At 49.7% G+C, this 17,021-nt stretch carries 16 protein-coding genes; 6 read left to right on the top strand and 10 right to left on the bottom strand.

From position 1 onward, the window contains the following. The first annotated feature begins 249 nt into the window (after positions 1 to 249). Positions 250 to 1,053: a DVUA0089 family protein gene (locus IXB50_RS13900; protein ID WP_215609577.1), complete on the top strand. Its 804-nt coding sequence runs from the start codon at positions 250 to 252 to the stop codon at positions 1,051 to 1,053. Positions 1,054 to 1,333: 280 nt separating this feature from the next. Continuing rightward, positions 1,334 to 2,506 carry a right-handed parallel beta-helix repeat-containing protein gene (locus IXB50_RS13895; protein WP_215609576.1) on the top strand — a complete coding sequence of 391 codons (1,173 nt, stop codon included), beginning with the start codon at positions 1,334 to 1,336 and terminating at the stop codon, positions 2,504 to 2,506. 114 nt (positions 2,507 to 2,620) lie between these two features. Here the strand turns inward: IXB50_RS13895 and IXB50_RS13890 are convergent, their stop codons facing one another. The 8 genes from IXB50_RS13890 to IXB50_RS13855 all read right to left on the bottom strand — a co-directional run bounded on the left by IXB50_RS13890 (position 2,621) and on the right by IXB50_RS13855 (position 9,554). Next, positions 2,621 to 3,415: a DUF4058 family protein gene (locus tag IXB50_RS13890; protein WP_215609575.1), complete on the bottom strand. Its 795-nt coding sequence runs from the start codon at positions 3,413 to 3,415 to the stop codon at positions 2,621 to 2,623. 223 nt (positions 3,416 to 3,638) lie between these two features. Beyond that, positions 3,639 to 4,052, bottom strand: coding sequence for an ExbD/TolR family protein (locus IXB50_RS13885; RefSeq protein WP_215609574.1), 414 nt, complete (start codon positions 4,050 to 4,052; stop codon positions 3,639 to 3,641). Beyond that, positions 4,052 to 4,483, bottom strand: a complete 432-nt coding sequence (locus IXB50_RS13880) for an ExbD/TolR family protein (protein ID WP_215609573.1) — start codon at positions 4,481 to 4,483, stop codon at positions 4,052 to 4,054. The genes IXB50_RS13885 and IXB50_RS13880 overlap by 1 nt, the downstream gene beginning before the upstream one ends. A gap of 57 nt (positions 4,484 to 4,540) precedes the next feature. Then, positions 4,541 to 5,230 (bottom strand): MotA/TolQ/ExbB proton channel family protein, encoded by a 690-nt coding sequence (locus IXB50_RS13875; protein ID WP_215609572.1) that lies wholly within the window; start codon positions 5,228 to 5,230, stop codon positions 4,541 to 4,543. 97 nt (positions 5,231 to 5,327) lie between these two features. Further along, positions 5,328 to 6,035: a hypothetical protein gene (locus tag IXB50_RS13870; RefSeq protein WP_215609571.1), complete on the bottom strand. Its 708-nt coding sequence runs from the start codon at positions 6,033 to 6,035 to the stop codon at positions 5,328 to 5,330. A gap of 125 nt (positions 6,036 to 6,160) precedes the next feature. After that, positions 6,161 to 6,655, bottom strand: coding sequence for a MogA/MoaB family molybdenum cofactor biosynthesis protein (locus tag IXB50_RS13865; protein ID WP_215609570.1), 495 nt, complete (start codon positions 6,653 to 6,655; stop codon positions 6,161 to 6,163). Between the two features lie 163 nt (positions 6,656 to 6,818). Next, the gene (psb28, locus tag IXB50_RS13860; protein ID WP_215609569.1) at positions 6,819 to 7,157 is read right to left on the bottom strand and encodes a photosystem II reaction center protein Psb28; all 339 of its coding nucleotides are present in this window, start codon (positions 7,155 to 7,157) and stop codon (positions 6,819 to 6,821) included. Positions 7,158 to 7,400: 243 nt separating this feature from the next. After that, positions 7,401 to 9,554 carry an S-layer homology domain-containing protein gene (locus IXB50_RS13855; protein WP_215609568.1) on the bottom strand — a complete coding sequence of 718 codons (2,154 nt, stop codon included), beginning with the start codon at positions 9,552 to 9,554 and terminating at the stop codon, positions 7,401 to 7,403. A 161-nt stretch (positions 9,555 to 9,715) separates the two neighbouring features. Between IXB50_RS13855 and IXB50_RS13850 the strand changes: the two genes are divergently transcribed. The 4 genes from IXB50_RS13850 to IXB50_RS13835 are packed head-to-tail and all read left to right on the top strand — an operon-like array spanning position 9,716 to position 11,821. Then, complete coding sequence (locus IXB50_RS13850; RefSeq protein ID WP_215609567.1) at positions 9,716 to 10,012, top strand: hypothetical protein; 297 nt, start codon at positions 9,716 to 9,718, stop codon at positions 10,010 to 10,012. Positions 10,013 to 10,060: 48 nt separating this feature from the next. Further along, positions 10,061 to 10,375, top strand: a complete 315-nt coding sequence (locus IXB50_RS13845) for a YtxH domain-containing protein (protein WP_215609566.1) — start codon at positions 10,061 to 10,063, stop codon at positions 10,373 to 10,375. Continuing rightward, positions 10,368 to 10,955, top strand: a complete 588-nt coding sequence (locus IXB50_RS13840) for a hypothetical protein (protein ID WP_215609565.1) — start codon at positions 10,368 to 10,370, stop codon at positions 10,953 to 10,955. The genes IXB50_RS13845 and IXB50_RS13840 overlap by 8 nt, the downstream gene beginning before the upstream one ends. A 53-nt stretch (positions 10,956 to 11,008) precedes the next feature. Beyond that, positions 11,009 to 11,821, top strand: a complete 813-nt coding sequence (locus IXB50_RS13835) for a TPM domain-containing protein (protein WP_215609564.1) — start codon at positions 11,009 to 11,011, stop codon at positions 11,819 to 11,821. 49 nt (positions 11,822 to 11,870) lie between these two features. Here IXB50_RS13835 and IXB50_RS13830 read toward each other — a convergent pair whose 3' ends face one another. Next, positions 11,871 to 13,526: a DUF3352 domain-containing protein gene (locus tag IXB50_RS13830; protein WP_215609563.1), complete on the bottom strand. Its 1,656-nt coding sequence runs from the start codon at positions 13,524 to 13,526 to the stop codon at positions 11,871 to 11,873. 119 nt (positions 13,527 to 13,645) lie between these two features. Beyond that, positions 13,646 to 16,417 carry a type I DNA topoisomerase gene (gene topA / locus IXB50_RS13825; RefSeq protein ID WP_215609562.1) on the bottom strand — a complete coding sequence of 924 codons (2,772 nt, stop codon included), beginning with the start codon at positions 16,415 to 16,417 and terminating at the stop codon, positions 13,646 to 13,648. Positions 16,418 to 17,021: the final 604 nt, after the last annotated feature.

The raw sequence follows: 17,021 nt of genomic DNA, 5'->3' as shown, positions 1-17,021 counted from the left end.
ATTGTTACATAGATTGTCAATATCAGGCGGGACATCAACTCCCAATGTATTGCTTCCTAGCAGAGAGAACGGCTATCTTCTACCGCTTATCGCTCCTTAATATTGTGCAGAACTACCGGTCTTAATCAGATTTCTACCGTTGTTGCACCACCGTCGTTACAAATGTCAATCGGCAATTGATCCCTGTAAAACGGCAGCGCAACAGTTAAACGCTTTAACGCTTCAACAGTTCTTCCTTAAGAAATTTCGATGAAACCATTGTCAGCCCTAATGGGGGTGCTCACTGGTGCGATGGTGACCACACTCGGTATAAGCGGTGCAGCATTTGCTGCAGATTTTTCCCTTCGTGGCACGTTCGCCCAAGATGCTGATGTGCAGCTGTTTGATTTCAGCTTGAACACAGAGTCAACCGTCACCCTCAGAACCTATTCCTATGCAGGTGGTACCCAAGCAGACGGTACCATCGTCGATGCAGGTGGGTTTGACCCAGTGTTAACGCTATTTGATGGCGATGGGAACAAGCTTTTCTTCAACGATGACGACAATACGAACACCGTTGTAGCTGATCCTACTACTGGCAAAGCGTACGATAGCTTTTTGGAAGGGGTTCTAGCGGTTGGTAACTATACTCTGGCGTTGACCCAGTACGGTAACTTTTCCTTAGGTTCTACTCTGGCCGATGGGTTTAAATTCACAGGCAACTTCACGGGGGATACTTTCTCCAGATGTGAAGCCGGTAGTACGTTTTGTGATTTTACTGGTAATGTCCGCACAAATCAGTGGGCGTTTGATGCCATTGGCGTTTTGCCTCTCAAGGAAGCGGATGAAGATAAGCCTAAGCCTAAGCCCGAGCCTAAGCCTGAGCCTGGCCCGATAGGGAACGGTAATCCACCGACTCCACCAACTCCGACTCCACCAACTCCGACTCCACCAACTCCGACTCCACCAACTCCACCTATCGGTAACCCAACTCAGGTACCTGAGCCTACGACTACAGCAGCCTTCTTGCTAGCAGGCATAGGTGCAATGGTGACAAGCCGTCGCAAGTCATAAACAGTAAGGGTAACGCTTTAAAGAAAGCTAGCGTCTTGAACCATTAAGTTCGAGACGCTAGCTTTCTTTAAAGTCTTCAAATGGCAATCGGTGGAGAAATCTCTATTTTTTGAGAAAATGCAAGTCTGTTGTGTGATCTTACTTTGCACTTTATTTAACCGCAATAACCTGTACAAGGCTTTAAGAAGTCTTAAAGCCTTGTACTCAATAAAATCTGATACCTTCGTGAGGGGGATTAGAAAAGTATCACATTTGAAAATTTTGAATATCCTCTATACCCATGGCAAAGTTTATCGTTACAAACACCAATGATTCTGGTGAGGGCTCTTTACGTCAAGCTATTCTTGATGCGAATGCTCGTAACGGTCAAGACAAGATTGTCTTTGCATCTAATCTAAAAAATGATGTCATCAACCTGACATCAGGTGGCTTAGAAATTACAGATGCGGTCAAAATATTTGGTAATCGTGGCATTACCGTTGATGGCAGTGAAATTGAAGGCGATATCCTCACGATTCAAGATAATACGCTGATCAACTGCTTAACTATCGCTAATTCTAATGATGATGGTATCCAGGTTGATTCTGGAAATTTAAACCTATCCCACGTGGTGATTGAGGGTAGCGATGATGATGGTGTCGACTTTAATGCTACAAACGCCACTATCAAAGTCAGAAATGTCACCGTTCAAAACAATGGCGATGATGGCTTTGATTTGGGTGGTAGCGGTAACTCAGCTGTTTTCAAAACTTTCACCTCTAAGAATAATAATAGTGACGGCATCGACTTAAATGGAGACGATAACTTTCTCAACCTATCGTCAAGCCAGTTGAATGGAAATGGCAGTGATGGTCTGGATATCGACGGTGCTAACAATGTAGTCAGGGCTAATTCCAATGATTTCCAAAACAATTTAGGACGAGGAGTCAATGTTGGTTCTTCTAACCAGACTGGTAACCACGATGTAAAACTTGTGAGTAACACCGTTTCGAATAATGACCTCGGCGGAGTCATTATTCGAGGAGACAAGAACATAGTAGACGTCATCTATAACAACATCACTAACAACGGTAGTGAGAGTAGTAATGGTGGCGGTATCGCTATACATAGCGGCAATAGCGATATCTTACTACGAGGAAATTTTGTCAAAGGAAACTCCACCCAGGGTAGTGGCGGTGGTCTTTATATTGCTGACGATCAAGTAGTTGTTGCTCGTTATAACAACTTTGTTGACAATACGGCAGATGCTGATGTGAATGATTTTGGCGACGGTGGTGGTATCACTATTGATGGCATTGATCCGATTGTTAACTTATTTGGTAATACTGTTGTAAACAATACTGATCTATCGGGTGGCCTGCCAGGGATCCCCTCTGATTTGGCTCTAGTTGCAGGTGCACCCTTTACTCAGGAGAATGTCAATATTATTGGAAGTATTGATGTTGTCGTATAGCCAAGTCACTCAAGCATAAAGTCAGACTGAGTTTTAAGGGTTGGGTTTACGTTTCAAGCCTCCTCAATCAAGCCTCTTAATTTTATCCAAGAGGCTTGAGGAGACTGATGAAACTTATCTGAGAGTTTCAGCTTTTAACAACTTATCTACCCAAACAATATTCTCTGATGACAGGGGTGGATTAGGCGGTTGACGGTAATCAATGGCCAGGTCAAAACTACCTTGCTCATAGATATTTTGTAGTAGTTCTTCTAAGTCCACCAAAACATTTTCATCAGCTTTCTTCAACGGCAGTGGAAACGTAGGAACAGGATCTCGTAAATTAAACCCATAGAGATCAGCCTGGGGGCGGCAGTCTCCACGACTCACTAAAATTCGATAATCACTCTCGGCTACTTCGCCTAAAAACATCATAGGCTTGCCCTCTCTCAGCAAATCGATCTCTACCAAATGGGTTTGAGTATTGAAAATACGATTTCTTTTATCTTCGTATTGTTGTCGCCCTTTACCTATACGTTTATTCACAGGAGATAGAATTTCTACAGCTGTGATTACCTGTCCTGTGGAGACTTCCCTAACTTCTAAATACCCTTGTTTAACTATTTCTGTTACGGGGACAGTTACGCGTTGGGGCTTAGGCTGCATCGTGGCAATGCTGCCTGAAAGAGATTCCCGGCTGTCAGGAGTTTGACCACGCTTAGGTTGATTGACGGTTACATCGGGAATGCCGACAAGTAAAGACTGTTCGCCAATAGTTTCATACATCCTAACTTCCACTGCAACCCTATACTGGGGACGCAGCTGGGGTGATAAATACCCTGCTAAACCAATAATTAACCAGTGATGAATCCCTGGCCAGATAGCAGGATGCTCTAAATACGGGTTAAATCCAGGAAATGGCGAAACCATAGGGAGCTAGTTTACTTAGCTATCTATTGTAGGATAGCTCACTTATTATAAAGAGCGTTTGGACAGAGAAGCTGTTCGCATACCTCATTTATCTCAAAATTTAGTCTTGACGGACTCCCTCAGGCAAGGTTGTTCGCTTCCATGATACAAGCTGACTCTTGCCATGCCTAATACGAAACCCCGATTACTTGCCACCGATATCACAGGGCAACCAGATGTTTTTCTACTCCACTGCCAACGAAACCCTCTTTCCTCCAATACTTCGCAAGTCCGCCAACAACTTCGCTACATCCGCATAGGGCAATGTCCGATCTGCCTTCAGCAAAACAAACCCCTCCGGATTCTCCGCAAAATAACCCTGTACAATCGGAGCCAATGCCGCAGTCACCACAGGCTCATCATTGTAAACAGCTTTACCATCTTCCCGCAGACCAATCACCAGAGGCTCAGTCTTCTCTACCACCTCTTCATCTACACCAGAGACTGCCTGGGGCAAACTCACTCCAAAAATCTGCACCCCGCTCAGCTCCATGGAAATGATGACAAAAAATGTCAACACCGTCATCAACACATCCATCATCGGTACCAGATTCACCTCCGGCACCCCAGAGTTCTGATGGCGAGACCTTAAACCCATTACTCTTCCTCCCCATCCTCTAGCGCTAGCGACACCCGATCACCCCCCACCGCTCGCATATCTCCCAAAAACTGCATCACATTCTCATAGGGCAGCTCCTGGTCAGGTACCAAATACACCGTCTTCTTAGGATTCTTCTCAAGATAGGTCTCAATCTCTAACACCAGCTGATTACTCTCAATGGGCTGACCATTTAGCGAGGTCTCCTGATTCTCATCCATCTCCACAATGAAAATCTCATTGATAGACGGTAGCTGGTCTGGGGGGACATCCTCCGTCTGCTCCGGCGGTAACTCCACCTCAATCAGCTGTTCACTACCCAACGAAACTGAAACCACCACAAAAAATGCCAACACACCCATCATCACCGTGAGCATGGGCACCAAATCAATGGTGGGAATTTTGCTTTCTCTACGTTTACCGATGGGCATATTTCTTCCTATCGCGATATCGCCTGAGCATGCTCCTAAGACAGACCATATTATTTATTATGTTGCCGAAATTGGGGCTTCTTCTGGGGTATGGCCATTTTCTGAGGCTAACAAAGCGGGTTCATACCAATTTTGACGATAGATTAGCTCCAGCTCATTTCCGGCTTCGGAGAAATAGTCTGCCTGCTGACTCTGCAACGAAACCAATATTCGCAGGACCAACAACGCCAAAATTGCTACTACCATACCGGCAGCCGTGGTAATCAGAGCCTCACCAATACCAGCCGCTGCTTTACTGGCTCCTTCACCGCCGCCACTGCCGCCAATGTCCAGACTATAAAAGGTGGCAATCAAACCCGTTACGGTCCCGAGTAGACCTAACAGTGGAGAAATGGCCACGATAGTTTCTAGCAGCTTTTCACCCTGACGCATTTTGACAAATTCACGATCTGCCGCTGTTTCCATGGCAAGACGGAAGGTTTCAGGGGAGGCATTGCGCAATCGTAGGGGGGCAAATAGAAACCGGCCAATGGGGGTGTCGCTGTGCTGATTTGCGATCGCAGCCGCCTCATTCAAATCCCGTGGAGCCGCCGCCAATACATCGTGGACGATCTTGCCCTCACGACGTAGCAAATCTGACCAAAAACGCGTCCGTTCTAACGCACAAGAAATCGTCAGCACCGAAGCACCCACAATGGGCACCATGACCGGGCCGCCCTTAGCTAAAAAGTCAAATACAGTTGCCATTGCCCATCTCCTCGGTTAATTTTGCCTGTCAGGTCTGTCCAAAATTGAAGATTAGTCAAACAGAAATTCAAAAACTTGGGTAGAAATATAGGCAACGCTACTGACGATCACCGTCATCATCCGCGTCTTCCTCTGCTTCTGCTAGCGGATTAGATGCCGGTTTAGCAGCTGCCGCTGACTCATCGGTCTTGTCATCCGCTGACTTCGCAGCTGGCACCTCGGGCGTTGCTGAGGCGGATGAGGCTGCACTCCCGGCAGCGTTAGTCCCACTGGCAGCCCCAGGCGTATGCTCAATCAAAATTTCCTGCCATTCCAGATTGCCATCGCCATCCACCTTGACCAGCACAGAGTCCACCCGCCCAGCTGTCACCGTTCCCGCACCCACAACATCGCATTCAAATGAGTCGCCCCGCTGGCTGACTCGATAGGTATCTCGGCAGTCAATGGTCAGGCTCTTGCCGACGGCTTCTTTGGTTCCGGCCTGAATTTTTTCCTCAAGGGATGCCAGATTAATCAATACCTTGGAGCTAGGCACATCCCAGCTGACATTACCCTGGTCATCCTGCTGAATAACATTGACGGTGAACTGCCCGCCATTGGGTAGCTCACCAACACAGCGAAAGTAGGCTTCTGCCTGCTTAATCATTCGATTGGGACAGATTACGTCCTTTAGGGTGAGCCGTCGCCCTTGACGCTCAATATCATCCTGTATCCGATTCTCGATGCGAGACATATTAAGGTACTGGGAACAGCTACCGAGGGAAACCAGCCCTAGCAACGCTCCTAACCGAACGATGGCGACCATTTTGCGACCACAAAAAAAGTTAACCAAGACTCACTATAACGGGGGGGTTTGGGTTCCAGGTAAAGGGTGGGTTAAGGCCGACCATGGTTGCTGTGGGGACGTTCCATGGAACGTCCCCACAATGCCTAACCCTTCATCTGCCGAACCAAATGCTGTAATTCTGGCAAGATGAGCGATTCCATGGCCAGGGCCACCGCATTACTGGAACCTGGTAAAAGGAATATCAGTGTAGATTGATATACGCCAGCTGTGGCTCTAGAGGCAATGGCTCGGGAGCCAATTTCAGCATAGCTAAGCTGACGAAAAATTTCGCCAAAGCCTGGTATTTCTTTTTCTAATAGTGTTGAGATCGCATCATAGGTGGTATCCCTCGGCGCAATCCCAGTCCCCCCATTGCAAATAATCACATCTACCGTCGGTGCGAGCCGCTGTACTAGGACAGCAATCTGATCCGGCTCATCCTTAACCAATCGATAGGCCTCTAACCGATGCCCCGCCGCCCTTAATTTGGCCTTAATCAACTGGCCGCTCTTATCGGTATCCACTGTGCGTGTATCGCTCACCGTAATCACGCCGCAGACAACTGAAAGTGCACCACTATCGGGATGGGGAATAGCCATGGGGAATATATGTGATGTATTGAGTTTTGAGTGCCTCGCTGAACTGATAGGAAATTCTAATGAACAGTACCCGATAGCCAAGGGTGGGCACAAGGCACCACCCCTACAAGGGTATCCATGGTGAATCGGGGATAATGAATTCGGATTTGGTATGGCCCCTGGTCTACTCTTCGTTCTTAGTAAAGCCCAATCCATTTTGCTCAGCATAGCGATTCATAAACCGCATAAACCGATCCCACTCATCAACACTTCTGAGTAGCAGTCTGGCTTCTAGAGCCGCAGGAGCACCATTAATAAACTTGGCATTGACTTCCCGGCTAACGATCTCGCCTTCTTCATCGACTAAGTAGAGGCCGGTTACTTCAAAGCCTTCTTCCATTAGGGCCTTAGGCTCATCAAAATAGAATGTAGCAGTACCATCAGACCCATCCTTAGCGCGGGTCAGCCGCACGTCTGGAACGATTTCCTCAGCCACACCGCGAGCAAATTGGATTTCTGCCATTGCACTGTCCTCTATTTTATTAATAACTACGAGCCGTTTGTTACAAAGCGTTAAGTTCTATCATCCCATCATATGAGTGTTGTTTAAAACACTCTCGATAGAAATTTGCTGTGGCAATAAAATTATGGCTCTGTCTGAGCCGAAATCTTGACTGGTAGCACCTGGTATCAAAGCGGCTCCGCAAGGGAATGCCCCTACAGAATTGTCCAGTTTTAATCGGGTTTAATGGATTCGGAGTTGGTATTACTTAGAAACAACTACTCGATAAGGCGAAGCAATGGGTGGTAGCTGCTTACGTAATACCAATCCTTGATACACCATGGCCGCAGCTTCACCACAGCTAGCAACGCGGTTAGGGGTTAAAAGGTCTAACTCGGGGTAGTTGAAAACGAGGCCAAGTTTGGTGGCAGTTGCGATCTCGCCCGTTGCATATCGAGGCACCTGGGCTTGGTCTTTATAGCGGGATAGGACCCCAGCAGTCCCTCTGGCCCTGAGCCGCAGACCACTCACTAAGGCCAGCAGGACTTGAATCTTGAGGATGGGCTGCTCCGGGGCAAAGGTGTAATCAGGAAACCCGGATAGAAACCTGGCTCGATAGGCGATATGAATGGCATCTGATGCCCAATGGGAGGAGGGCACATCACGGAAGGCGACGGGATAACGCTGGGGTTTAGGATCAAATGCAACCATGACTAAGCTGGCAAATTGAGCCCTGGTCATGGGCTTATCAGGCTGCTGCATACGGGTCAACTCCAGCAGATTTTTGGCCATTAAGGGTTGCCAAAAGTCGTTGGCCCAATGGCGTGTCAACACTGTATTGCTGACTGCAACCGTATTACTGATCGCGGTATGGGCCGGTTGCACAATAAAGGGCGAGGCCAGGGGCTGCATGCGGCCAAGGTTGACTAAACACTGATAGACCAGAGCCGTGGTCTCAGACCGGGTGATTGGCTCCATCGGTCGCAGTTTAGCCACATCTGGATAGTTCACAGCGATGCTACGACGGGTGGCAATGGCAATTTCCTCAACGGCATAGGGCGGGACTTGGGCTCGATCGTCATATACCTCCAACTCTGCGGCTCGGCCCTCTCCCAGATTCAATCCATTGATTAGCGCTACAAAGGCCTGGGCTCGGGTCATGGGGTCATTGGGACGAAACGTATTATCAGGAAACCCAGCGATAAATCCCTGGGCTTGGGCCTGATAGATGACTGACCGGGCCCAAAAGTCGGAGACCACATCTTTAAAGGCTTTAAACCGTCGACCGCCGCCAGTAGACGGGAATGTGGCCATGGCTAAGGCGGCAAACTCAGCTCGGGTGACCAGGGCATCGGGGCGAAATGATCCATCAAAAAAGCCTTTTACCAAGTCTGCCTCGGCCATGGCATCGATAAAGGGAGCGGCCCAATGACCGACAACATCGCGAAAACGGCTGTTTAGGTTAAGGGGGGGCGGGGCAGGTGGCTCAGGTGTGGGCGGGGCGGGTTGGGGCCTGACTCGCCCCAATAGCATGGTTGGCACGGCTACCGGATCCGGAAGTTCACTGGCCACATAACGAATGGACCCTCTGACCCGAGTGGGATTGATTTGATTTCCGACCGTGATCAGGGCCTGGCGACCTTCGTTACGTACATCCCATTCGCCATTATCCTGAAAAACATTCTCTCCTAATTCCTGACTTTGACCCACATCAGGCTGCGCCGTATCCTGCACCCACAAGCCGTTAGTCTGGTTGCGCCGGACCCGATTTTGTCTGAGCACTGGCTTAGCTGAGCGGGATAGAACGATACCGGCCTTGTTATCCACCATTTCATTGTCAATTAGCAGGGGGGCGGCCTGATCGCTAATGGCCACACCATAGCCCGTGCTGACAAATTTGTTCTGACGGACCTCGCCTTTTGAGCGCCGCACCATAAACAGACCACTGGCCTGATTGCCAGAAAGTTCATTGGCCAGCAGTACCGGCAGGGCATCCCCTGTGACAAATACCCCATCTCGCCCACAGTCTTTGATGCGGCAGCGGGTCACCAGGGCCGATCCCTGTTCTAACCAAATGCCGATGCCCTGGGACTGGGGATTAATCACCGTTACACTACGCAGCTGGGCTCCATTTTTCAGCTGTAGCGTTACGGATTGCGGGCCAAAGTCTTCGGTCGCCAGCAGGCCCCCGCCTCGCACGGTCACTGTGCCACTAACCCCCACCACCGTCACCCCGGATGGCACGGTCAACGGGAACGATTCGCCATTGCCATAGGTGCCTGCTTCTAGCTGGATTGTAGTACCAGCATTGGCTTGGCCCAAGGCCTGGGTCAGGGTTTTGAACGGTGACTGGCGAGTTCCTGTACCCCGACCCCCAGCACTATTGACATATAAAACAGAGGCAGTAGCTTGCACCATGGCAACTAGGCAGATGGATAGACCCACTCAGGGTAAGGGTAAACGCAGACTGGTTGACCTATGATTGATAATTCTGACTGAAAAATTTATCTTCGTTTTAGTCACTTCGTCAATAAACTGACATTTTTAAAGACTGGCAACTTACGCTCGGGGCCACTGCCATGCTTATCGCCATAGCCACAGTTAATGTTGCGATCGCAATCCTCTGCCTTATGCTCACCTGGCGGATACTGCGGTTTAGGCGTCAAGTTACCCAACTCAACCGTGATCTCAATCGTTGGACAGTACTATTAGAAGAAACCTTAACCCAGCAAACCCTGGCCCTCACCGAAAAGCGTACTGATCTACGCCAGTGGCAGCTGATCCATCTAAAGTGGCAACTCCAGCAACGGCGTATCATTCAAATTGCAAAGTTGCTCAGACTCATATCCCTATTTTCGCGACGGCGGCTGTTATAAGCTTTTGAACTGCCTTCTCCGCTTCCTCCTTCCTCCTTCCCCCATGCCATGTCCCAACACAACTCCGATAACTTCCTAGGCGGTCTAATTGCAGGCACAGCGCTCGGTACCGTCATTGGTCTGCTGATCGCCCCCCGCAGCGGCAAACATACCCGCAAAGTGCTCCAAAAGTCAGCAGACGCGGTACCTGATCTGATCGAGGATCTCTCCACCAGCGTTCAATTTCAGGCGGATAAACTCTCCCACACTACGTTGCAAAATTGGGATAGTACCCTAGATCGCCTTAAAGATGCCTTGATTGCTGGCCAAGCGGCCACCCGAGCAGAATTTTCTAAGACGCCTGCCGATCCCCAGCGTGACTAACCCCGTGATCTGGCTAGGTTTATCCATTTTGCTGTTAGCCCTAGGGCTAGTCATCTTGGTGTGCGTCTCTGTCCCAGCTCTTTTTGGACTGGCGCGGGCAGCCCGTAGCGCTGAAAAGCTCTTTGATACGTTGGATCGTGAGCTGCCGCGCACATTAGAAGCTATGCGTAATACAGGCACTGATCTCAGTGGGTTGGCCGATGACATGACCGACAGTGTCAACAGCGCCCGCAATATCGTTAAACAGGTGGATAACAGCCTCAGCGATGTTCGCCAGCAAGCCTATCAAGCCAAACGCACCACCCACAGCATTGCCGTTGGGTTTAGAGCTGCTTGGCGAGTACTAACTAAACCATCAAAGTCAAAGTCAAAGTCAAACCGTCGTCGCCGTCCACCAGTTAAACCGACCGTTAAACCACCCAGCAAACCGCCATCGATCACATCTCCACTCCCTGAACCAGCACAGGCCCAGACTGGGCCAGCGACCATCGCAGAAGATGATACCGCCCAAGCTTTGTCAGCAAACTCAGAGACCACTCTCGATGGCACTGCCCAGACAGCACCAGTGACCGATGATTGACGGGACCCTGTCTTCTTATTTACATTAAACGTAGGTAAACAAGTGTAAACATCATGAGCGCACGCTTTAAGGATTGGTTACAGGCTTCCTTATTAGGAAGTTTGTTAATTTGTTGTATTGCTTTCACCACAGGAGTGCCCCCCGCCTACGCTTACAACAACCCAGAGTTGCTGCCAGATAAACCGACCATGGTAATTGACCTGGCAAAGATTCTGACCAATTCTCAAGAGGAGTATCTCAACAAGCAGCTACCCAAATTTGAGGCTGAAACCGGTTGGAAACTGCGGGTACTGACCCAGTTTGATCAAACTCCAGGCCGCGCTGTAAAAGACTTTTGGGGTTTAGACGAGAAAAGCATTATGTTGATTGCTGATCCCCGTGGCGGCAACATTCTCAACTTTAGTGTTGGTGATGCAGTCTATCCGCTACTGCCGCGTGTTTTTTGGATTGAGCTGCAAACTCGCTTTGGTAATCAGTTCTTTGTCCGCGATCATGGTGAAGATCAGTCCATCATGGAGTCCATTGCATCCCTAGAAACCTGTCTATCCAGGGGTGGTTGCTCAGTAGTCCCTGGTTTACCTAGAGAACAGTGGATTTTAACCTTGATTACGTCGATCTTGGGCGGCATTATTTGCGGGTTTGCAGCCCATCCCCGCAAACCGGGACAGGTCTTTTCATGGCAGTGGATGCTGATTTTCTCACCACTCTGGGGCATGCTCTTTATCGCGTTTGGGATTGGCCCCGTGGTTACTCGCACCCAGGACTGGTTACCACTGACTCGTAATATTGCTGGCTTTATGATTGGCGCTTTGGTGGCGTTTTTAAGTCCTGCGTTTTCAAACTCCTCTGCCAGTGGTGAAGCGTAGAACGCTCCTTGATTAGCGCTGGGTTCTAGGCCGAGCCTGTGTTTAAGCTTTACTCTGTAGCCTCTTTTGAACTGTCTTGATTGATACTCCCTCCCGGTAACGGCTTGACCCGTCTGCCCTTAGGTAATTCAACAAAGATGTCATAACGAAGGCTGCGCTCGTCCTTGACACTGGTGGTGACGCCAATACTTTTGATAGCTGAGAAGATAGGGCCATCAGGCAATCTGGGAAACGGTAAGGTGCCCTGCAAATCTTCTAAATGATCAACGTCTACAAAAAAGTACCCGCTGCTTTCCTGGGGAGAGATGTTTAGGAGGGTTTGGAAGGCGTTGTTAGCTTTGAGGGATTTATTCGGATGGGGTGCGATCTCATCCAATACCTCAGCACCCATGCCAAAAAATGTCACATCCTTATCCAGCCAGCCATGGCTCATGGAAATCCCCCCATAGAAGGATACGAGCTGCTTGACCGGCTGAGAATCGATCTCTCCAGGCTCCACCTCAAAGCGAAAGCGGTTCGCCATCACCTCATCTAACTGCTCCCAGGTCTCATTAGCAGCCTTCTGATCGTCAACTTCAGCGACCAGGGCCAACTGCCCCATGGGCACAGGTGACTTAGAGGTATTGGCAGGTGGCAGCAGCCCAAAGGCAAAGTCCCCTGAGAGCCAAGGCAGAATATCATTTTCTAGGTCTAGCCCTGTTTGGGTCTTTAGCCCCTTGGTTAAAGCTTCTGCAGAAATCGGTAAAATCGCATTTAATTGCTCGGCCTCGCTCAAGGCTAACCACATAGGGCCAATGCTACTGGTAGATATCATCAACACAGTGGACTCAGGTAATCGCTGCGGTGTTGATGAGCGAGCATTCTTCAGATCGCGATACACAGGCTGATCCTCAGGCCCCAACCAGGTAGCCGCTTCAATATCTAAACCATTGGGTAAGAGTGTGGCTGCTGCTACCAGGCCATTGATCCCTGGTAGAGACTCATTCCCCGTCAATACTTCAGCAGCCACAGGGGCATTAATGTATAGATGAGCGGTGGCAGAGGGCATGTGTAAATGCTTAAAGGCTCGACGATAGGCATCATTGGTAGCCATGGAGGCACCACCGCTAAAGCTATCGATCACGGCTTCAATGCCCTTAGTCCCTGATGCAATCACCAACCACTGACTACCGAGTACCGTCGTCTCATAGGTCTCACCATTGGTGGTTGTAATGGACTGGATAGTCAAATCTTTATACTTGCGACCCACCCAGCTAATGCCGTCTTGGGGGTCTGCTAGGATTTCCTGAGCCTTGGAAGGCTCGGCAATGGGTACCACTGCGACCAGTTCAGTGGCCTCTTCTCCGCCACTGGCCTTTGGTAAAAAGGCTACGGTCACCTCGTCCCCCAGCCATGGTTCAATGTCGGTTCTAAAACGATAGCCATTGGCACTGATGATGCGATCTCGCCAGGTTACTAGCCACCGATCCAAAAGCTTTTGAGACTCCGGTGAGCCTAGCTGCCGTAGACGGGTCCATTGATTTTCATTCGTAGTCAGGGTTAGGGCAATCAGAGCATCATCGGGCACTAGCTCCATGCCAACTGGGATCTTCGGCCCAGAGGATAGCCGCTGACCAAGCCCAAAATAGGCAGCTGCTCCACCTAAAACAAGTAAAACTGCGGTACTGACCGTAACCAGCAGAGGAGGCCGTTGCTTGAGAACCATAGGAGCAAGCAAAAAACAAACAACGCTTGCTAATCTACCACCGGTTTACCGAATCAGCTTCAATAACGTAAAGACATAACAAAATGTAGAGCCATTCCATAGAACGACTCTACATTTCGTTATTCAGTGTCACTGGCTGTGGTTTTCTTGGTCCGCTGGTTGGTGGACTTGCTTTTGGCCGCTGTGGACTTTTTAGCCGCCGCCGTCGTGCTAGTTTTTTTGGTGGTGGACTTCTTGGCCGTACTGGTCTTTTTGGTGGTGGACTTCTTCGCCGTGCTGGCTTTTTTGGTGGTGGACTTCTTCGCCGTTGTTTTTTTACGGGTTGTCTTTTTCTTCGTCGCCGCCTTAGCAGCAATAATTTCTAGCGCCTCTTCGAGGGTGACATCCTCCACCTTTTTGCCCTCTGGCAACGAAGCATTGACCTTTTCATACTTGATGTAAGGGCCATAGGGGCCATCATAAATATTGATGGGCTCTTCAGAGTCAGGATGCTTGCCTAACTCCCGTAACGGTTTGGCTGCCTTACGACCACGACCGCGCTTTGGCTGGGCCAATAGCTCCAGTGCTCGTTCTAGAGTTACCTGAAGGACATCATCATCGCCTTTCAAGGAGCGATAGTCCTTACCTTCCTTGCCCTGATCGTGAACCACATAGGGGCCAAAGCGTCCCAGACTCGCCTTGATCTTGGCACCTGTTTCAGGATGCATGCCTAGCAAGCGGGGCAGGGACAATAACCCCACCGCCATTTCTAAATCCACTGACTCACGGGTCACCCCTTTGGGCAACGATACCTGCTTGGGTTTAGGATTGTCGTCAGTTTTGTCGCCGAGGCGTACATAGGGACCATAGGGGCCAATCAGGGCGTAGATCGGCTCACCCGTTTCTGGATGCAGTCCCAGCTTCTCTGGGCCTTCTGTCTTTTGCTTGAGCAGCACCTGCACCTGCTCATCATTGAGGTCCGCCGGACTCACATCTAGGGGAATAGAAGCCCTTACCGTTTCAGCTTCATTTCCCTCTTCCTCGTTCACGGCCTCAATATACGGACCATATTTACCGATTCGTACCTTGGCGCTGAGATCGGACAAATCCACGGTACGAGCTTCAGCCGGGTCAATCTGACTTTCCCTTGCTTCAACTTGCCCTGCTAAACCAGCATCACCGGAATAAAACTTTTTGAGGTAGGGCAGCCACTCTGCTTCTCCTGTGGAAATTTCATCCAGGGTACGCTCCATGCGGGCGGTAAATTTGACATCCACCAAATCTGGAAAATGGTTATCCAGGAGCTCAGTCACTGCAAATGCTGTAAAGGTAGGCATCAAGCTGTTATTCAGCGGATGCACATACCCCCGGTCAATGATGGTGCCGATGACTGATGCGTAGGTACTGGGACGACCAATGCCCTCTTTCTCAAGGGTTTTTACCAGGGTGGCCTCGGTGTAGCGAGCCGGGGGCTTGGTTTCGTGCCCGATGGGCTCCAGCTCGGTACAGCTGGGGGTGTCCCCCACCTTGAGCTTGGGCAAGGTGACTTCACGATCCTCTAGGGCGGCGTTGGGATCGTCGGACCCCTCCACATAGGCTCGGAAAAAGCCGGGAAAATCGATCCGCTTACCGGTGGCCTTAAACAGCGCATCATCAACCTCGATACTGACGGTGATGTGGGTTTGACGTGCATTGGCCATTTGACAGGCTACTGTCCGTTTCCAAATCAGGTCGTATAGGTTGCGTTCACGATCCTTCAGTCCAGTTTCCTGGGGGGTACGAAAGGTATTACCAGCAGGTCGAATGGCCTCGTGAGCTTCCTGAGCCCCCTTACTTTTAGTGGCATACTGTCGGGGCTTAGGACTGAGGTATTCTTTGCCATACTTTTGCTCTACACAGGATCGAGCAGCCGTAATCGCCTGTTGCGATAGGTTGACTGAGTCCGTACGCATGTAGGTAATAAACCCCTTCTCATAGAGAGACTGAGCCGTGCGCATGGTATCGCGGGCCGAAAGACGCAGTTTGCGGTTGGCCTCTTGCTGCAGGGTAGAGGTGGTAAAGGGGGGAGCGGGTTTGGGACTAGAAGGGCGTTCTTCTAGATTAGAGATGGTCCAAACACTGGCTTCTAGGCGCTGTTTTAAGGCCTGGGCCTGGGTCTCATCCAGCAGTACCACATTACGTCCAGCGGCAATTTGACCCGTATTTTCATCAAAGTCGCTGCCCGTGGCCACACGGGTCCCTCCCAAACTGGCTAACTTAGCTTCGAAGGGGCTATCGGATTGGGCCAGTGTGGCTTTGAGATCCCAGTAGGAGCCTTGTTTAAATGCTCTGCGATCGCGCTCTCGCTCTACCAGTAACTTGACAGCTACAGACTGTACCCGACCCGCTGATAATCCCCAGGCAATTTTCTTCCAGAGCAAGGGCGACAGCGTATAGCCCACCAAACGGTCCAAAATCCGTCGAGTTTCCTGGGCCCGTACCAGCTGATCATCAATGTCACGGCAGCTTTCCAAGGCCGATTGGATCGCTTCTTCGGTGATCTCATGAAACACCATGCGCTTGGTCGGCACCTTGGGCTTCAGCAGCTGCATCAGATGCCAGCTAATGCTTTCTCCCTCACGGTCTTCATCCGTCGCCAGAACAAGCTCATCGACTCCTTTCAGGGCATCCTTGAGGGCTTTGACTACCTTCTTTTTATCCTTGGGGACTAGATACAGCGGTTCAAAGTCAGATTCGACATTTACCCCCAGCTGTGCCCATTTTTCACCTTTTACACTGGCCGGGATCTCACTAGCCGACTTTGGCAAATCACGCACGTGTCCCATCGAGGCTTCCACACGGTAGCCTTTGGGCAAATAGTTGCGAATCGTTTTTGCCTTTGTAGGTGACTCAACAATGACAAGGGTGGACATACAGCTGAACTGAAAATAATGGTCGAATTACAATTAACTGAAAAGTTGCCAGTGTTTGCACTGCAAACACTGGCGACCCCCAAACTCGATCTAGTAAAACGGTGTGACCGTTTAAATCAATGGCTTGATTCCTAGAAAGAATGCCCGAGAGTTGGCGACGGTTTTCATTGGCTAACTATACATAACCGCTGCATCTAGCTCAGAATTTATCAGAGCGATGGGAAACAGTTGAGTGCCAAAAGCCGTACCTGCATCTTCGCAAAGCACAATAACCGCCTCTATATATCGATAGATCGAAATGGAGGATTTCGTCCACCTCTAAGAGCAAAGTAAGTGCAAAAGTCCATCGTTTCTATCAGCCAGAAAAAGGCTAAAACAAGCTGTATATGGTCAATATGAGACTTTCAATCGACTTTTCAAAATTAATTTAGTGAATTTGGCCCACATTTATAAAGTAAATCTGAAGAAATTGGCTAAACAGCGCTGCTCTAGACGTTATCTGACCAGCCTTGACCGATGATTTTGGCCTGAGGAATTTAATCTGATCCACGAATTTCCTCTGGTGAGGCTCAAGATGAGCGAGAATACTAGGGTAAGATGCCAA

The organism is Leptothoe spongobia TAU-MAC 1115 (assembly GCF_018739885.1).
Classification (GTDB): domain Bacteria; phylum Cyanobacteriota; class Cyanobacteriia; order Phormidesmidales; family Phormidesmidaceae; genus Leptothoe; species Leptothoe spongobia.
This window is presented reverse-complemented; position numbering and strand designations above follow the sequence as displayed.